This window comes from Ruegeria sp. BC2, assembly GCF_056539245.1.
Genome location: NZ_JBQFUQ010000002.1, coordinates 274,382 through 289,502 on the forward strand (window position 1 = coordinate 274,382; position 15,121 = coordinate 289,502).

Genomic DNA, 15,121 nt, shown 5'->3' on the forward strand with positions numbered 1-15,121 from the left:
CTTTTTTTTGTTGTCAGTTCAACAGCAGAACAGCCTCGACCCGGCGGTTCTGTTCGCGCCCTTCCGGGGTGGCGTTGGAAACGATCGGGGCGAGGTAGCCGACGCCCTGCGCCTGCACGCGGTCTTCGGCCACTCCATGTGCCTCGATCAACCGCGCTCGGACAGCTTGGGCGCGGCGTGTGCTGACCTCGATATTGGCCTGCAGGTCGCCTGTGTCGTCGGTGTGCCCAACCAGCGCCAGCCGCGCGCCGGGGGTCTCGGCCAGGTAACCGGCCAGCAGGCCCAGCGACTCGAACGGCCCGACCCCCAAGGCGACCTCGCCCGTCTCAAAGCTGAGATCGCCGAGTATCACGTGTCCATCCCGTACCAGGCTGGCAACCAGCCCGTCGCCGCCAATCACCGTTTCCTCGACCACCAGCGGCGGTGGAGTCTGACCCTTCGGTGTGACGCGGATCATCTGCACATACCCGTCGGGCTGGTTTCGGCTGATCAGCAAGGTCAGGGCTTCGGCTCCGCGAGTAGCTGACAGAAATCGATAATCATTGATTGCGACATACATGTCGGGCGTCGGCACCACCTCGGTTCCAAAGCGGAAGTCGAACCCACCGCAAGTGCGGGCCTCACATTCAAAAGCGATCTCGAAACCCTGCGCCCTGAGCTGATCCCGCAGCGGGTCGAGGATCTGCAGCGTCGTGCTGGAACCGGCCTGCAAGCGCCATGTGGTGCGCTCGATCCGGCCTTCGACCGTGCGCGCGGGAACGGCGTTGTCTGCAAACGGGCCGGTCGGCAATTGGTAGCTGTCCAACGGGCTGACGCGCTGGCTGATTTGTCGCGCGCTCGCCGGCAGCGACAGGTCCTGCGCCGCCACAGGACCCGCGATCAGACAGAAAAGAAGGACAGCAAATCGGGTCATCGAAACTGCGCGTGATACTCGTCATTGGGCACCATCGCCGTGGCACTGGCGACCCGGTTGGACATGTTGAAGAAGCCCGCAACATTTGCGATGTCCCAGATATCGCGGTCGGTGAACCCCGCATCGCGCAGGCGCTGGCGGTCCGGTTCCTCGATCTCGGCGCTGGCGGTGGTCATCTTGGCGGCGAAGTCCAACATCGCGCGATGGCGGGCATCCAGCGGCGCCACACGGTAGTTCATCACCAGCATTTCACCCAGCTTGGGATCACCTGACAGCTGCCGCACGGCGGCACCATGGGCCACCAGGCAATAAAAGCACCGATTGATCGACGAGACCACGACCGCGATCATCTCACGTTCCAGCTTGCTGAGCCCGCTGTCCGCCAGCATCAGGTCATTGTACATGCCCGTGAACGCATTCAGCTTGTCGATGTCAAAGGCGTTTGCCTTCAGTACGTTCGGGACCATGCCCAGCTTCTCGACGCAGACATCGAAGTATTTCTGAGTCTCGGGCGGCAGCGGATCCACCATTGGCAGGTCAAGCGCGGTGGGCATGTCTCGATCGGTCACGTCTGTCTCCTCTCAGACCAGCTGGCGATAGTGATACTCTCCGACGCGCTCCATCCCCAGAGAGTGGTAGAGCGCGTTGGCGCCGGTATTGGCCTTGGTGCAGATCACGCTAAGGGTATGCGCGCCATTGTCCAGCGCCCAAAAGGCCGCGGCGCGCATTGCCCATTGGCCCAGCCCCTGCCGTCGGTGGGCGGGTACGATCTCAAGCGCGTGCAGCATGGCGATGCCATCATGTATGGCGACATAAGCGGTGCCGGCCGGTTGATCGCGGTGACGCAGCAACAGTCCGGTTTTCGGACCTGTTGCCCGGTCCATAACGGCCAGCCGGGCAGGCCCGATGCCACCTTGGGCCCAGATTTCGCGCATGATTGCCAACGGCTCCCACAGGCAGAACACCGTGACCGGCGGGACCGGCTGGTCCGTCAGCTGTGAGACCGGGCAGGCATAGATGTTGACCGGATCCAGGACCTCGTATCCGCGTTGCGCCAGTATTTCGTCCAGGTCCGCGTCGTGGGGGCGCAGGCAGAGGATGCGCTTTTGGCCCATCGCAAGCATGACCGCCTCGGCCGCCTCGATGTCGGTCGCTGTGACCGGGCCGGTACGGCTGGCCGCCGATACGCGTGATCCACCGCCCTGCCCTTCGCGCAGCAGAAACGGACCCAATTGCTCATACCGTGCGGCGGGCCAGGTGCCATCGACCACTGCCGCCCAGTCTACCGTCACAGGCCAAGCTCCTTGGCCAGTCGCGTCGTGACCGCATCGATACGCGACCCGTCAGTGCCCCGAACAACCACGTTGGCCCCGAAGACGCCGTTGATCTGGAACGGGTAACACCCGATCGACACGTCGCTGAATTCCTCGGCCACGGCGGCCAGGGTCGCCGCGATGTCGCCTTCTCCCCGGTTGACCCGCAAGGTCTGCGACAACAACGGTTTTCCTCCGGTCAGGGTGGGCAGCACACTGGCCACCATCGCCTGGAACACCAATGGGACGCCGGCCATCACATGGACATTACCCAGTGTGAACCCTGGCGCGGTGGAAACCGGGTTGTCGATCAGCGTTGCCCCGTCAGGGATGCGCGCCATGCGCAGGCGCGCTTCGTTCAGCTCCAGCCCCGATTGGTCGTAGTGCGCCTGCAGCAGGGCGCGGGCATCGTCTCGCACATCGATTTGCGCCCCGAACGCGCGGGCGATGCAATCGGCGGTGATGTCGTCATGGGTGGGGCCGATGCCCCCGCTGGTGAACACATGGTCATAGCCCTGCGACAGCGCCGTGACGGCGGCCTCGATCGCCGGTGCCTCGTCGCTGACGATGCGGACCTCTTTCAGATCGATGCCGTGTTTGGTCAGCTCCTGCGCCAGATAATGCATGTTGGCGTCGCGGGTTCGGCCGGACAGGATTTCATCCCCGATCACCAGCATTGCAGCGGTTGGGTTGGGCATGGCACGCTCTCCTCTTGATCGACCTTTGCGGCAGGTATAGGCCCGGAACCATGCGCTTTCAAACCCCTCTTGTGCCCGCCCGCCTGATCCGCCGCTATAAACGCTTTCTGGCCGACTGCAGGCTTGAGGACGGGCGCGAGGTGACGGCCCATTGCGCCAATCCGGGTTCGATGATGGGTCTGGCCGAACCGGGCGAAAAGATCTGGCTTGAGCCTAATGAAGACCCGAAGAAAAAGCTCAAATTCGGCTGGCGGCTGGTCGATCATGAAAACGGCCATTTTACCGGCGTTGATACTTCGGTCCCCAACCGGGCCTTGCGCGCTGCGCTCCAAGCCCGGGAGATCCCCGCATTGGCCGCCTATGAAACCGTGCGGCCCGAGGTCAGATACGGCCAGAACAGCCGCATCGACTTTTTGCTGACGCAACCCGGGCTGCCTGACGCCTATGTCGAGGTCAAAAGCGTGACCCTGTCGCGCGAACCGGGGCTGGCCGAATTCCCCGACAGCGTCACCGCTCGGGGCACCAAACATCTGGGGGAGCTGGCCGAAATGGCCGCGCAAGGGCACCGGGCCATCCTGCTCTACCTGGTTCAGCGCACAGATTGCCGCAATTTCGCATTGGCCGCCGATATCGACCCGGCCTATGCGGCAGCGTTTTCGACTGCCCGGGCCAATGGGGTTGAACACTTGGTCTGTGGTACGCGCATTTCACCGGATGGCGTCTGGGTTCAGCCGCAGGCGACGATTTCCAGCGACTGAAGGCCGGTCGATTTCCGCCGCGTGGCGATTCAATCGGGGACGACGGCGTCGACCTCGATTTCAACCAACCATTCGGGATTTACGAACCGGTTGATCGCTATGATCGTGTCCACGGGTCGCGCGTCCAGACAGTACAGCTTGCGGGCCTCGATCGCCTGCTTCCAATTGTCGATATCGGTCAGGATCACGCGGGTTCGGACGATGTCCTGCAAACCCGATCCGGCACGCTCCAGCGCATCCTTGATGATCTCAAAGCATTGTTTGGTCTGCAAATAGACGTCCCCGACCCCGACTGTCTTGCCTTGCGCATCGACCGGGGCAGTCCCCCCGACCGCGATGAAATTCCCCACCCGGACGGCGCGGCTGAAGCCGACGACCGCCTCCATGGGGTTTCCATTCGATATCAGTTCCCGTTTCTGCGACATTCATCCGGCTCCTCTCTTCCCGACCAAATGAGTCTGTGTACATTCATTTGGCCCCAAATCCGGGCATCGGTCGAGGCCTTTTGACGCCGGGCCGGACCACCCGCGCAAAACGCGGCAACGTCCCTTGACGTTTCGCCCCCCGCATCCAAATTCAGATCAGGGCAGGCACCCGCGTCCCTGCGCCCTCTGGTACTTTCTGCACAAGCAGCGTAGAAAGGATGCTGCGCAGAATTTTTTGGAGCCCCGCACGAATGAAAGAGCATCGTGGCCGTCTGACGAAGGACGGTATCCGCATCTACGAACAGGCTGACTTTGCCGGAATGCACGCGGCAGGGGCTCTGGCGGCGCGCATCCTGGATGATATTGCCGAGCATGTCTTTCCCGGCCAGACCACTGGCGAGATCGACCGGATCATCACCCAGATGGTCGAGGACGCCGGCGCGAAATCGGCCACCATCGGTTACAAAGGCTATCAGCACGCCAGCTGCATCAGCGTGAACCATGTGGTCTGCCACGGGATTCCCGGGGACAAGAAGCTCAAGGATGGCGACATCCTGAATATCGACGTGACCGTGATCGTCGACGGTTGGTTCGGCGACACGTCGCGCATGTATGTGGCCGGAAAGCTGCCGCGCAAGGCCGAGCGGCTGATCCAGGTGACCCACGACGCCCTGTTCAAAGGCATTGAGATGGTCAAGCCGGGCAACACCTTCGGTGACATTGGCCACGCGATCCAGTCTTATGTCGAAGCCCACCGCATGAGCGTGGTGCGCGATTTCTGCGGGCACGGGCTTGGCCGCGTGTTCCACGCGCCGCCCAACGTGCTGCACTATGGCCGCCCGGGCACCGGCGCGGTTCTGGAAGAAGGCATGTTCTTCACCATCGAGCCGATGGTGAATTTGGGCCGCCCCGAGACCAAGACGCTGGCCGATGACTGGACCGCCGTGACCCGCGACAAGTCGCTGTCGGCGCAGTTCGAGCATTCGGTGGGCGTCACCGCAGACGGGGTCGAGATCTTTACCCTGTCACCGGGCGGCAAGTTCCACCCGACCTACTCCTCCTGATCGGCGGCCTGATCGCGCAGAAGCTTCAGCAGCAGGGTGTCCGGGCCCCATGACGTCACCGCGTCCTGAATGAAGACGGGTGCGGGCCGAGGCCGTGGCTCGGGTCCTGAGGTGGCCTGCGCCTCGAACCGGGCGGGCCAGAGTGGGCGTGAAAGTGCGCGGTCCATGACCGCAGTCTAGCACAGACCCGTCAATGACCCAAAAGCCGCGGCACGTCCTTCATGTCACGGATGACTTCAGCCCCGAGCCCGGCCAGGCGCGCGCCGTCATCATGCGGCGCATAGGCAAGGCACCTCATCCCGGCCCGGATCGCGGCAGTCACACCGTTCGCACTGTCCTCGATGACAACCGGCGACTTTGCACCGAAATGTTGGGCTGCGGTCTGGAACAACCCCGGCTCGGGCTTGGCGCTGCCGACCTCATGGGCCGAGAAGATCGCGCCCTGGAACCTATCCCACAGCCCGTTCTGGCCCAAGGTGATCTGCATCTTCTCGCGACGTCCGTTCGAGGCCACACAGAATGGAATGCGCTGTTCTTCCAGATGGCGCAGCAACTCGGGGATTCCCGGAATCACGGGAACTCCCGCGCGCAGCACATCATAGATCTGCGCATAGATCCGCTCGGTCCAGTCATCGGGCAGGTCAGCGCCCATCTTGCGCGCCGAGTCCCGGACGCCCGACATGGTTCCGCCCACAAACATCGACATGCAGTCCTGCAGCGACAGGTTCAGCCCATACCCGGCCAGGTTGTCGACCATCACTTGGTTGGAGATCGTTTCACTGTCGACCAACACACCGTCGCAGTCAAAGATCACCAGATCGTGCATTGGGCTCTCCGTCGCAGGTTTCGCACCTGCCTACCCCGGGGGGCACGCAGGCTCAAGCCGGACCCCCGGCGGGGTCCCGCCACATCAGCGAGATATGGGTGTCGCCGTATTTGCGTGCATCCTGCAACGTGAAGCCCTCGGGCGGCGCCATCGGGGTGATCTCTTCCCAGACCACCAGCGCGTCATCGGCCAGCCAGCCGCCCTTGAGCGCCGCTGCCAGCGCCTTTTGCCCCATTCCCTTGCCGTAGGGCGGGTCGAGGAAGATCAGGTCGAAAGGTTCCCCGGAATTGTCGCCCAGCCGGGTCGCGTCCCGGCGGATCAGGGCGGTGCGGTCGGCGCTGCGGGTCAGGTCGATATTCTTGCGGATCAGCCCCTGCGCCACCCGCCCGTCATCGACGAAGGTGACATGGGACGCGCCGCGCGACAGCGCCTCGAGGCCCAGCGCGCCGGTGCCGGCGAACAGGTCCAGCACCCGCAGCCCGCCGAAATCGATCAGGTGGTTCAGCACGTTGAACAGGCTTTCGCGCACCCGGTCGGTGGTGGGGCGCAGGTGCGCGCCCGCATCCCCCTTGCCGACCGAGGCCAGCGCCCGGCCCCGGAAATCTCCGGCGATGATCCTCACGCCTTGAGCAGCGGTTTCAGATCCGCTGCGGGGTCGGCCACCACCGCCGGATCGGCGGTTTTTCCCGCGTCGATCAGGCGCTTGCCGACCATATAGGCGCGCGGGTCGTTCATCGCATCCACGGCCAGCAGCTGATCGCCCTGGTAATACCAGAACGAGGTGGTCGCTCCCTCGCCCGGACGGGTTACGACGTGGTCATAACCCATGTTCAGCCCGGCGATCTGCAGCTTCACGTCATACTGGTCCGACCAGAACCAGGGCGTGGCCACGTAATTCTTGCCCGCGCCCAGCATGTTCTGCGCCACCACCTCGGCCTGGTCGATGGCGTTGGGCACGCTTTCCAGACGGATTCGCCGGCCCTTGTAGGGGAACGAGGCGCAATCGCCCGCCGCCCAGATATCGGCGGCAGAGGTGCGGCCATGCACATCGGTTTTGATACCGTTTTCGATGGCAAGCCCGGCCGCTTCGGCCAGTTCGGTGGCCGGAGCGATGCCCACGCCGATCACCACGAAATCGACCTCGAGTTCGGTCCCGTCGCCCAGCACCGCGCCGGTGACCTTGCCATTCTCGCCGGTGATCCGGTCCAGCCCTACGCCTTCGCGGATGTCCACGCCATGCGCGCTGTGCAGTGCGCGGAAATAGTCGCTGGTCTCGGGGGCCGCGACACGCTGCAGGATGCGGTCAGCCATCTCGACCAGCGTCACCTGCACGCCGCGTTTGGCGCAGACCGCCGCAGCCTCGAGCCCGATATAACCGCCGCCCACGATCAGCGCCCGCGCGCCTTGGGTGACGGCGGGGGCCATCGCGTCCACATCGGCCAGCGTGCGCACCACATGCACGGCCGCCAGGTCTCCGCCGATCGCGGCAGGCAGGCGGCGCGGGTGCGAGCCGGTGGTCAGGGCAAGCTGGTCGTAGGATATCACCTCACCGCTTATGGTCACGGTCTTGGCCGCCGGGTCGATCGCGCCCACCTGCTGGCCCAGACGCAGGGTGATATCGTTCTCGGCATAGAAACTTTCGGGGCGCAGGTAGAGCCGTTCAAGCTCCATCTCGCCCAGCAGATAGGCCTTGGACAGCGGCGGGCGCTGATAGGGCAGCACGGGTTCCGCCCCGATCAGGGTGATCGCCCCGTCAAACCCGCCTTTGCGCAGCCCGGCCACCAGTGATGACCCCGCCTGCCCGGCTCCGATCACGACGATATGGCTCATCTGGTCCGCCCCCTGTCAATTTCCCGTGGCTTGTGCCACCCGCCCACCTATATTGCGGCAAGGAGCGAGTTTGCAATTTCAATCGACAGGAGCATGAAGATGATTTCAACCGGCGACACCCTGCCCGAAGCAACCCTGATCCAGATGGGCGCTGATGGACCGGAAGAGGTGCGGGTCTCCAGCAAGGTCAAGGGCCGCAAGGTGGTGATCTTTGCCGTGCCCGGAGCGTTCACCCCCACCTGCCACTCGGCCCATGTGCCCAGCTTCATGCGCACCAAGGACCAGTTTGCGGCCAAGGGCGTGGACGAGATCATCTGCGTGTCGGTCAACGACCCCTTCGTTATGAAGGCTTGGGGCGAGGCCACGGGAGCGACCGGGGCCGGACTGACCATGCTGGCCGATCCGGCCTCGGAATTCACCAAGGCGATCGGCATGGATTTCGACGCCCCGCCAGCCGGCCTGATCGCGCGCTCCAAGCGCTATGCGATGCTGGTCGAAGACGGCAAGGTCGTGGCGCTGAACCTGGAGGAAAGCCCCGGCGCCTGCGAGATTTCGGCGGGCGAAGGCTTGCTCGAAGTCATCTGACAGGACGGCCCCGGTGCGCACCGGGGCCATGCCACAGATCACGTTGGATGAAGGCCAATTAACTTGGCCCGCACCCGCGGATTGTGCCAGTGTTCCTGCATGGGAACCGGGAGCTCATTCATGAAAAGAATTCTAGCAGTCATTACTTTGGGTGGCGCGGGGCTGTTGACCGCGTGCGGGCCTGCGCCAACACCGCAGCAACAGGCTGCGCGCCAGCACGAAATCGCCTGTCTTGGCGGCACCCTGGGCGGCGCGTTGATCGGCGGCGCCATCGGCAACCAGTTCGGCGGTGGGTCGGGCAAGGATATTCTGACCGCAGCCGGTGCCGTGGCCGGCGGGGTCGAAGGCCAGAGATTCGCATGCTGAGGAGCGCCAGGATGAAACACTCGGTTCTATTGATGACGGCCCTGATGATGGCAGCACCAGCCGCCGCAGACAGCGTGGCCGAACTGAATGAGCGCGAATTGAACGCGATCGACGCCAACAACGACGGTTTCCTGTCGCGCGACGAATTCGATGCCTTTTCGGATTACGCCTATCAGGAAATGGACGATGACAAGAATGGCACGCTCGGTCTGGACGAGGCCAAGCCGTTCATGGATATCAAGATGTTCCAGAAGATTGACCGCAATCGCGACAACTCTATCTCTCGGTCAGAGTATGACTCGCAGATGAATGACGATTTCCTGTCTGCGGACAAAGACCGGAACGGTCAGTTGGATTGAGGCCCGGCGCCCCGGCACGGCTGACCCTGAGACCAACAGGAGCGCAGGCATGAGAGTATTTTATTGGCTTGGCGCGGTCGTTCTGCTGGCAGCGTGCGACGTCCCGCAGGCGCCGGTCGTGACCGGGCCGGACGGGCAAGCGCGCATTCAGATCAATACGGCTGGTCTGACCTGCTATCAGACGCGTTGTCTGGACATCAATCCCGCGGCGCGCAGCGTACGGATGATGGGCAACCGCACCGCCGGAATCCCGCGCGACATCGACGTGAGCGACGGTACCGTGACCCCGGCCGAGTTCCGTCGTCTGGGCGAGGTAGCGATGTTGGCTGGGGGCATGGGGTCGCGGGGCGACCGCGGCTAAAGCAGGCTGTCCATCTTGCGCGCAAGCTTGGCGTCCTGAGACGACAGGCCGCCTACGTCATGGGTGGTCAGCACCACCTCGACCGTGCGGTAGACGTTGGACCATTCGGGATGATGGTTCCATTTTTCCGCGAAGATCGACACTTTGGTCATCCAGCCGAAGGCATCGACGAAATCGTCGAAGATGAAGGTCTTGGTGATCGCGTCACGATCCTTGACCATGGTCCAGCCGTTCTTGAACAGCGGATCCAGCAGCGGGCCACGGGTCTCGGTCGACAGAAGTTCGCTCATTGCTGTTCCTCCGGGTTGGCTTTTCTGAACGGGCCGTAATCCGTCAGAATTTCGATCTCTTCCCCCACCGCGCGGGCCTCGGCCTCGAGATACCGCGCGACGGCGTCCGCAAAGCCGGGATCGGCGATCCAGTGCAGGCTGTGCGTGCGCGTGGGCAGATAACCCCGCGCCAGCTTGTGTTCTCCCTGCGCGCCGGCTTCGACGCGGTCAAGACCATGCGCGATGGCAAAGTCGATCGCCCTATAGTAGCACAGTTCGAAATGCAGGCAGGGGTGATGTTCGTTGCAGCCCCAATAGCGCCCGAACAAGGTCTTGCGCCCGATGAAGTTCAGCGCCCCCGCGATCGGGTATCCGCCCCGCTCGGCCAGCACCAGCGCCACGTCATCGGCCATGGCTTCGTGAACGATGTCAAAGAATTGCCGCGTCAGGTAGGGCGAGCCCCACTTGCGCGCGCCGGTGTCCTGATAGAACTCCCAGAACGCGTCCCAGTGATCGGGGCGCAGATCGGCGCCGGTCAGGGTGCGGATCTCGCCGCCAAAGGCATTGGCCTGCGCCCGTTCCTTGCGGACGTTCTTTCGCTTGCGCGAGGACAGCGCGGTCAGAAAGGCTTCAAAATCGGCATAGTCGTCGTTCAGCCAGTGAAACTGCTGCGAGTCGCGCGCCAGCAGGCCCATCTGCTGCCCGGCCAGCGCCTCGTCCTGGGTGCAGAAGGTGACGTGAAGCGACGACAGGCGATTGTCGGCGGCCAGTTGCACCGCCCCCTGCACCAGCGCCGACATGGCGATCCCGTCATAGCCGGGCCGTGTCAGAAACCGCCGCCCGGTGGCCGGGGTGAAGGGCACCGCGATCTGCAATTTCGGGTAATACCGCCCGCCCGCGTTTTCATAGGCATGGGCCCAGCTGTGATCGAAAATGTACTCGCCCTGGCTATGCGACTTGGCAAACATCGGCGCGGCCCCGATCAACAGGCCGTCCAGATAGGCGGTCAGGTATTGCGGTTGCCAGCCGGTGCCCCGCCCGACCGAGCCGCTGTCTTCCAGCGCGCGCAGGAACCGATGCGTGGTGAACGGGTCCAGCGGGCGGGTGCCGTCGGCGGCCTCGGGGCAGGCGCAACTGTCCCATTCGGCCGCCGGGATCTGATCCAGCGCCGACAGAACCCGTATCTCGATCTGTGACTGGTCCATGTGCCCTCCTGCGTCCCCTGAACTATCTGTGACGCCAGCAGCCGGGTTCAACCCGGAATGGCGGCCAGATAGTTCTCGAAGGTCACGTTGTCGGCCACCTTGCGCGCCTCGGCCTCCTGTTCGGCCGAGCGCACCGTCCAGCACAGGATCGGCACGCCTTGCGCCTTCAACTCGGCCACGCGGGGGCGGGACAGGTCCTGCACCTCGTGGCTGATGAAGCTGGCGCCAACCCGGTCGAAATCGGGGATCTCGCGCAGGTGGTCGCAGACCTCGGCCGGCAGATGCTCGACTTCGGGCTTGTAGGAACAGGTCGTCAATCCACGCGGAATTTCTGGCGCCAGTCGGGCCAGCTCGGCCACCGAGTTGGGGTTGAATGACATCAGCGCGACCGGACCGTCATAGGACTTCAGCAGCGCGACCGCGTCTTGCTCCAGCCGCCCGTCCACAGGCCCCATCGCACCGTGCTGATCCTTGAACTCGATCAGCAGCGGCACGCGGCCGGCCACCAGTTGCAGAACTTCCTCAAGCGAAGGGATACCCTCGTCCCCGTGCAGCAGCGGAAGGTCCGCGGCCTCGGCCCGGGTGATCTGCTGAATGGCGCCCGGCCGCCCGGTCAGGCGCGCCATGTCATAATCGTGGAACACCATGGCATGACCGTCCGACGTCAACTGCAGGTCAATCTCGATCCCGTAGCCCGCAGCAATGGCGGCCCGGATGGCCGCCCGGCTGTTTTCCGGGCGGTTCTGGCGAATGTCATGCAACGCCCGATGCGCGATCGGCGCGCCCATGAACACACGAGGCAGAGACGGTGTCATTGGATCTCGAAAATCCCTTCGATCTCGACGGCCACACCCAACGGCAGCGACGCGGCGCTGACGGCCGAGCGCGAATGGCGGCCGGCATCGCCCAGCGCCTCGACCAGGAAGTCGGATGCGCCGTTGATCACCTGCGGCTGGTCGGTGAAATCGGCGGTCGAGTTCACGAAGCCGGTCAGCTTGATCACCCGCACCAGCTTGTCGATATCCCCGCCGCAGGCCGCCTTGACCTGGGCCAGCAGGTTGATAGCGCAGACCCGGGCCGCCGCTGCACCGGCAGCGACATCCATATCGGCGCCCAGCTTGCCGGTGATCAACGCATCGTCCTTCGAGATCTGACCCGACACATAGACGATGTTGCCCACCCGCACGAACGGCACGTAATTGGCTGCCGGTGCAGGGGCGTCCGGCAGGCTGACGCCCAGGGATTCCAGTTTGGCTGCGATGCTCATGTGATTGTCCTCAACTTTATGTGACTTTGGCGGACGCTAACCGGGAACACCGCCCACGAAAAGCCGGAAACCGGCAATTTCGCATTTGCCCGCGATTTGGGCAGGTCTCCACTCATGCGGATGTGTTGAATGCAGGCCACTTTACCCGGGTCCGGCGCGCGGGTTAAACGCTAGGAGTTTCCTTTCGGGTGCGAAACGACTATGTGCCGTTGAATTGGTCCGTTGTGCCAACGAGAAAACGTATTGATTGAGTGTCCGGCTGGATTACATCCGGACGATCGGGAGTAACCAAGACCGTGTCCAACCGGATCCGTTTCAAGCACATCGTCGCAGTGTCGCTGTTCGCGGTTCTGTCGGCCTGCGCGTCGCAGCCCCAGGACGCAGCGGCCCGCGGCGAGGTCTTCGACCCCTACGAAAACGCAAATCGCGGCATTCACAAGTTCAATCTGGGCGTCGACCGGTTCCTGTTCCGCCCGGCCTCGAAAGGCTATGTGAAAATCGTACCCGACCCGATGGTCACCAGCTTCAACAACTTCGCGGAAAACATCTCGTTGCCCGGACAGGCCGTCGACTATCTGCTGCAGGGCAATCTGAAACAGTCGGGCAACGCCCTGCTGCGGTTCGTGATCAACTCGACCGTGGGCGGGTTCGGTCTGTCCAAACCGGCGGATGAGTTGAACCTGCCGCCGGTTGATACCGATTTCGGCGAAACGCTTCATGTCTGGGGCTTCGGCGAAGGGGCTTATGTCGAACTGCCGTTCTACGGCCCCTCGACGACCCGGGATGCGGTCGGCGTTGTGGTCAACCTGTTCTCGAACCCGATCAACTTCTCGCCGACGCGACCGGCCGACAACCTGGGCGTCTATGCCGAGGTGGTACGGCGGATGGGCGATCGGGGCAGATTCTCGGACACGGTCGACTCGATTCTGTACGAAAGCGCAGACAGTTACGCTCAGGCCCGCCTGATCTATTTGCAAAACCGCCGGTTCGAACTGGCAAGGGACGATGAGGATGCCTATCTGGGTCTGTATTCCGATCCCTACGCCGATACCGGCACCGACCCGGTCAGGGACCCATACCTTGACCCTTACGAGGACCCATATGAGGACCCCTATGCTGAATAACGCCATGAACCGCCGTACCTTTGCCGCCACCGCCCTGGCCGGGCTGGCCGTGGCTGGCCTTCCACAGCAGACCCTGGCGTTGACCGAGGCCAGCGCGACACAACTGGTCAACAGCGTCGTTGCCGACATCACGCGCGTGATCGAGTCGGGCAAATCCGAAAGCGCCATGCTGCGCGATTTCGAAAAGATCTTCGTGCAATATGCCGACGTTCCGATCATGGCACGCTATGCGCTGGGCGCCGACGCCCGCAGCGCCAGCAATGCACAGATGCGCGAATTCACCAAGGCTTTCCAGGGGTATATCTCGCGCAAATACGGTCGACGCTTCCGCGAATTCATCGGGGGTGAGGTCACCGTGAAGAATGCCCGCAAGATCAAGGCCGGCTACGAGGTTCGCAGCAGCGTCAAGCTGCGCGGCGAAGCGCCGTTCGAAGTGACCTTCCTGGTGTCGGACAAATCGGGTCGCGACAAGTTCTACAACATGTTCATCGAAGGCGTGAACCTGCTGCTGACAGAGCGGACCGAGATCGGCGCCATGCTGGATGCGCGCAAGGGCAACCTGGATCAGTTGATCAATGACCTAAAAAAGACCGGCTGAACCAACCGGTCAGAGTAGTGATGACGCCGCGCAGGATCCCTGCGCGGCTTTTTTCGTGGCTCAGTTCAGGCGTTCGCCTGTCGCTTTCGCAAAATAGGACACTTTGCTCATGTCAAAGGCCAGGTTCAGCATCTGACCGGCCCTGGCGCTGGTCTCGGCGTGCAGGCGCGCAGTGACCTGTTTGCCGCCCAGTTCCGACACGACGTAGGTATCGGCACCGGCCGGTTCCACCATATCGACCAGGCAGGCGGCCTCTTGCACACAGGCACCAGCGCGGAACCCGGATTCAGCGATGTCCTCGGGGCGCAGGCCCAGGATCACCTCTTCGGGCAGGTCCAGATCGCGCGTATCCGTCAGCACGATCGGATCAGCCCCATCCCGCGCAATGGCGACCTGCGTGCCGGTCCCGTTGCGCTGGACCCGCGCCGGGATCAGGTTCATCGCCGGCGAGCCCATGAAATCGGCCACAAACAGGTTGGCGGGGCGATTGTATATCTCGGCTGGAGTGCCGATCTGCTGCACCACACCGCCCTTCAGCACCACGATCTTGGTGGCCAGGGTCATCGCTTCGATCTGATCATGGGTCACATAGACGATCGAGGCATCCAGCGTCTGATGCAGCTTCTTGATCTCGGTCCGCATCTCGACCCGCAGCTTGGCGTCCAGGTTCGACAGCGGCTCGTCGAACAGGAACAGCTTGGGGTCGCGCACCAGCGCCCGGCCCATCGCCACACGCTGACGCTGGCCGCCCGACAATTGGCTGGGGCGGCGGTTCAGCAACGGCTCGATCTGCAGAAGCGAGGCGACCTCTTTCAGCTTGGCGTCCTGAGTTGCCTGATCGACGCCGCGCACCTTCATGCCAAAGGTGATGTTCTTGGCCACCGACATGGTCGGGTACAGGGCGTAGGACTGGAACACCATCGCGATGTCGCGGTCTTTGGGGCTGACATGAGTCATGTCCTTGCCGCCAATCGACAGCGTCCCGCCCGAGATCGGCTCGAGCCCGGCGATGCAGTTCAGCAGGGTCGACTTGCCACAGCCGGAAGGGCCGACCAGCACCAGGAAGTCGCCCGGTTCGATCGAGATGTTGATGTCCTTCAGAATCTCGGTTGCGCCGTAATTCTTGTACAGGTTTTGGATATCGAGGATGGGAGCCATGG

At 63.3% G+C, this 15,121-nt stretch carries 22 protein-coding genes; 8 read left to right on the plus strand and 14 right to left on the minus strand.

Translation table 11 applies throughout. From position 1 onward, the window contains the following. Nucleotides 1-13: 13 nt before the first annotated feature. Genes ACR0CU_RS11655 through ACR0CU_RS11670 form a run of 4 tightly spaced genes read right to left on the minus strand, consistent with a single transcriptional unit; the run spans nt 14 to nt 2,924 of the window. Complete coding sequence (locus ACR0CU_RS11655) at nt 14-913, minus strand: OmpA family protein (protein ID WP_170447482.1); 900 nt, start codon at nt 911-913, stop codon at nt 14-16. Next, the gene (locus ACR0CU_RS11660; RefSeq protein WP_170372886.1) at nt 910-1,482 is read right to left on the minus strand and encodes a peroxidase-related enzyme; all 573 of its coding nucleotides are present in this window, start codon (nt 1,480-1,482) and stop codon (nt 910-912) included. Before ACR0CU_RS11660 ends, ACR0CU_RS11655 begins: the two co-directional genes overlap by 4 nt. Before the next feature lie 12 nt (nt 1,483-1,494). Then, nucleotides 1,495-2,205, minus strand: coding sequence for a GNAT family N-acetyltransferase (locus tag ACR0CU_RS11665; protein ID WP_170447480.1), 711 nt, complete (start codon nt 2,203-2,205; stop codon nt 1,495-1,497). Then, on the minus strand, nt 2,202-2,924 hold the full coding sequence (locus ACR0CU_RS11670; RefSeq protein WP_170372881.1) for a competence/damage-inducible protein A: 723 nt from the start codon (nt 2,922-2,924) through the stop codon (nt 2,202-2,204). Before ACR0CU_RS11670 ends, ACR0CU_RS11665 begins: the two co-directional genes overlap by 4 nt. Nucleotides 2,925-2,974: 50 nt before the next feature. On the opposite strand from ACR0CU_RS11670, the gene sfsA reads away from it, so the two are divergent. After that, nucleotides 2,975-3,682: a DNA/RNA nuclease SfsA gene (sfsA, locus tag ACR0CU_RS11675; protein WP_170447477.1), complete on the plus strand. Its 708-nt coding sequence runs from the start codon at nt 2,975-2,977 to the stop codon at nt 3,680-3,682. 29 nt (nt 3,683-3,711) lie between these two features. On the opposite strand, the gene ACR0CU_RS11680 is transcribed toward sfsA, so the two are convergent. Next, the gene (locus tag ACR0CU_RS11680; RefSeq protein WP_254437584.1) at nt 3,712-4,107 is read right to left on the minus strand and encodes a RidA family protein; all 396 of its coding nucleotides are present in this window, start codon (nt 4,105-4,107) and stop codon (nt 3,712-3,714) included. Between the two features lie 251 nt (nt 4,108-4,358). Between ACR0CU_RS11680 and map the strand changes: the two genes are divergently transcribed. Beyond that, nucleotides 4,359-5,171, plus strand: coding sequence for a type I methionyl aminopeptidase (map, locus tag ACR0CU_RS11685; protein WP_170360548.1), 813 nt, complete (start codon nt 4,359-4,361; stop codon nt 5,169-5,171). On the opposite strand, the gene ACR0CU_RS11690 is transcribed toward map, so the two are convergent. From ACR0CU_RS11690 to ACR0CU_RS11705, 4 genes are read right to left on the minus strand one after another with little or no spacing between them, the layout of a single operon-like run. Continuing rightward, nucleotides 5,159-5,338 carry a hypothetical protein gene (locus tag ACR0CU_RS11690; protein ID WP_170360546.1) on the minus strand — a complete coding sequence of 60 codons (180 nt, stop codon included), beginning with the start codon at nt 5,336-5,338 and terminating at the stop codon, nt 5,159-5,161. The genes map and ACR0CU_RS11690 overlap by 13 nt on opposite strands. A 23-nt stretch (nt 5,339-5,361) precedes the next feature. Beyond that, nucleotides 5,362-5,997 carry an HAD family hydrolase gene (locus ACR0CU_RS11695; protein WP_170447475.1) on the minus strand — a complete coding sequence of 212 codons (636 nt, stop codon included), beginning with the start codon at nt 5,995-5,997 and terminating at the stop codon, nt 5,362-5,364. Nucleotides 5,998-6,049: 52 nt separating this feature from the next. Further along, entirely contained in the window at nt 6,050-6,619 is a 570-nt protein-coding gene (gene rsmD, locus ACR0CU_RS11700; protein ID WP_480643082.1) for a 16S rRNA (guanine(966)-N(2))-methyltransferase RsmD, read from the minus strand. Next, on the minus strand, nt 6,616-7,827 hold the full coding sequence (locus tag ACR0CU_RS11705) for an NAD(P)/FAD-dependent oxidoreductase (RefSeq protein ID WP_170447471.1): 1,212 nt from the start codon (nt 7,825-7,827) through the stop codon (nt 6,616-6,618). Before ACR0CU_RS11705 ends, rsmD begins: the two co-directional genes overlap by 4 nt. 99 nt (nt 7,828-7,926) lie before the next feature. Between ACR0CU_RS11705 and ACR0CU_RS11710 the strand changes: the two genes are divergently transcribed. The 4 genes from ACR0CU_RS11710 to ACR0CU_RS11725 all read left to right on the plus strand — a co-directional run bounded on the left by ACR0CU_RS11710 (nt 7,927) and on the right by ACR0CU_RS11725 (nt 9,498). Continuing rightward, the gene (locus ACR0CU_RS11710) at nt 7,927-8,412 is read left to right on the plus strand and encodes a peroxiredoxin (RefSeq protein ID WP_170447834.1); all 486 of its coding nucleotides are present in this window, start codon (nt 7,927-7,929) and stop codon (nt 8,410-8,412) included. A gap of 120 nt (nt 8,413-8,532) precedes the next feature. Then, nucleotides 8,533-8,778, plus strand: a complete 246-nt coding sequence (locus tag ACR0CU_RS11715) for a glycine zipper 2TM domain-containing protein (RefSeq protein ID WP_170439942.1) — start codon at nt 8,533-8,535, stop codon at nt 8,776-8,778. Nucleotides 8,779-8,789: 11 nt separating this feature from the next. Further along, nucleotides 8,790-9,137, plus strand: coding sequence for an EF-hand domain-containing protein (locus ACR0CU_RS11720; RefSeq protein WP_170360535.1), 348 nt, complete (start codon nt 8,790-8,792; stop codon nt 9,135-9,137). A gap of 49 nt (nt 9,138-9,186) precedes the next feature. Next, the gene (locus tag ACR0CU_RS11725; RefSeq protein ID WP_093964392.1) at nt 9,187-9,498 is read left to right on the plus strand and encodes a hypothetical protein; all 312 of its coding nucleotides are present in this window, start codon (nt 9,187-9,189) and stop codon (nt 9,496-9,498) included. Here the strand turns inward: ACR0CU_RS11725 and ACR0CU_RS11730 are convergent. Genes ACR0CU_RS11730 through ACR0CU_RS11745 form a run of 4 tightly spaced genes read right to left on the minus strand, consistent with a single transcriptional unit; the run spans nt 9,495 to nt 12,239 of the window. Then, the gene (locus tag ACR0CU_RS11730) at nt 9,495-9,788 is read right to left on the minus strand and encodes a 4a-hydroxytetrahydrobiopterin dehydratase (protein ID WP_170341049.1); all 294 of its coding nucleotides are present in this window, start codon (nt 9,786-9,788) and stop codon (nt 9,495-9,497) included. The genes ACR0CU_RS11725 and ACR0CU_RS11730 overlap by 4 nt on opposite strands. Beyond that, on the minus strand, nt 9,785-10,972 hold the full coding sequence (locus ACR0CU_RS11735) for a GNAT family N-acetyltransferase (RefSeq protein WP_170447469.1): 1,188 nt from the start codon (nt 10,970-10,972) through the stop codon (nt 9,785-9,787). Before ACR0CU_RS11735 ends, ACR0CU_RS11730 begins: the two co-directional genes overlap by 4 nt. Before the next feature lie 47 nt (nt 10,973-11,019). Next, on the minus strand, nt 11,020-11,787 hold the full coding sequence (locus tag ACR0CU_RS11740) for a glycerophosphodiester phosphodiesterase family protein (RefSeq protein ID WP_170447467.1): 768 nt from the start codon (nt 11,785-11,787) through the stop codon (nt 11,020-11,022). After that, the gene (locus ACR0CU_RS11745) at nt 11,784-12,239 is read right to left on the minus strand and encodes a RidA family protein (protein WP_170439101.1); all 456 of its coding nucleotides are present in this window, start codon (nt 12,237-12,239) and stop codon (nt 11,784-11,786) included. The genes ACR0CU_RS11740 and ACR0CU_RS11745 overlap by 4 nt, the downstream gene beginning before the upstream one ends. A 296-nt stretch (nt 12,240-12,535) precedes the next feature. Between ACR0CU_RS11745 and ACR0CU_RS11750 the strand changes: the two genes are divergently transcribed. Then, nucleotides 12,536-13,363 (plus strand): MlaA family lipoprotein, encoded by an 828-nt coding sequence (locus tag ACR0CU_RS11750; protein ID WP_170341043.1) that lies wholly within the window; start codon nt 12,536-12,538, stop codon nt 13,361-13,363. Next, on the plus strand, nt 13,353-13,961 hold the full coding sequence (locus tag ACR0CU_RS11755) for an MlaC/ttg2D family ABC transporter substrate-binding protein (protein WP_170341935.1): 609 nt from the start codon (nt 13,353-13,355) through the stop codon (nt 13,959-13,961). Before ACR0CU_RS11750 ends, ACR0CU_RS11755 begins: the two co-directional genes overlap by 11 nt. Nucleotides 13,962-14,021: 60 nt before the next feature. Here the strand turns inward: ACR0CU_RS11755 and ACR0CU_RS11760 are convergent, their stop codons facing one another. Then, on the minus strand, nt 14,022-15,119 hold the full coding sequence (locus ACR0CU_RS11760; RefSeq protein WP_170447465.1) for an ABC transporter ATP-binding protein: 1,098 nt from the start codon (nt 15,117-15,119) through the stop codon (nt 14,022-14,024). Between the last annotated feature and the right edge of the window lie 2 nt (nt 15,120-15,121).

Coding starts and splice junctions, on each gene's coding strand:
- ACR0CU_RS11670 (WP_170372881.1), bottom strand. CDS start 2,924: ATGCCCAACCCAACCGCTGCAATGCTGGTGATCGGGGATGAAATCCTG.
- ACR0CU_RS11705 (WP_170447471.1), bottom strand. CDS start 7,827: ATGAGCCATATCGTCGTGATCGGAGCCGGGCAGGCGGGGTCATCACTG.
- ACR0CU_RS11745 (WP_170439101.1), bottom strand. CDS start 12,239: ATGAGCATCGCAGCCAAACTGGAATCCCTGGGCGTCAGCCTGCCGGAC.
- map (WP_170360548.1), top strand. CDS start 4,359: ATGAAAGAGCATCGTGGCCGTCTGACGAAGGACGGTATCCGCATCTAC.
- ACR0CU_RS11760 (WP_170447465.1), bottom strand. CDS start 15,119: ATGGCTCCCATCCTCGATATCCAAAACCTGTACAAGAATTACGGCGCA.
- sfsA (WP_170447477.1), top strand. CDS start 2,975: ATGCGCTTTCAAACCCCTCTTGTGCCCGCCCGCCTGATCCGCCGCTAT.
- ACR0CU_RS11725 (WP_093964392.1), top strand. CDS start 9,187: ATGAGAGTATTTTATTGGCTTGGCGCGGTCGTTCTGCTGGCAGCGTGC.
- ACR0CU_RS11730 (WP_170341049.1), bottom strand. CDS start 9,788: ATGAGCGAACTTCTGTCGACCGAGACCCGTGGCCCGCTGCTGGATCCG.
- ACR0CU_RS11710 (WP_170447834.1), top strand. CDS start 7,927: ATGATTTCAACCGGCGACACCCTGCCCGAAGCAACCCTGATCCAGATG.
- ACR0CU_RS11720 (WP_170360535.1), top strand. CDS start 8,790: ATGAAACACTCGGTTCTATTGATGACGGCCCTGATGATGGCAGCACCA.
- ACR0CU_RS11740 (WP_170447467.1), bottom strand. CDS start 11,787: ATGACACCGTCTCTGCCTCGTGTGTTCATGGGCGCGCCGATCGCGCAT.
- ACR0CU_RS11680 (WP_254437584.1), bottom strand. CDS start 4,107: ATGTCGCAGAAACGGGAACTGATATCGAATGGAAACCCCATGGAGGCG.
- ACR0CU_RS11755 (WP_170341935.1), top strand. CDS start 13,353: ATGCTGAATAACGCCATGAACCGCCGTACCTTTGCCGCCACCGCCCTG.
- ACR0CU_RS11715 (WP_170439942.1), top strand. CDS start 8,533: ATGAAAAGAATTCTAGCAGTCATTACTTTGGGTGGCGCGGGGCTGTTG.
- ACR0CU_RS11690 (WP_170360546.1), bottom strand. CDS start 5,338: ATGGACCGCGCACTTTCACGCCCACTCTGGCCCGCCCGGTTCGAGGCG.
- ACR0CU_RS11735 (WP_170447469.1), bottom strand. CDS start 10,972: ATGGACCAGTCACAGATCGAGATACGGGTTCTGTCGGCGCTGGATCAG.
- ACR0CU_RS11695 (WP_170447475.1), bottom strand. CDS start 5,997: ATGCACGATCTGGTGATCTTTGACTGCGACGGTGTGTTGGTCGACAGT.
- ACR0CU_RS11655 (WP_170447482.1), bottom strand. CDS start 913: ATGACCCGATTTGCTGTCCTTCTTTTCTGTCTGATCGCGGGTCCTGTG.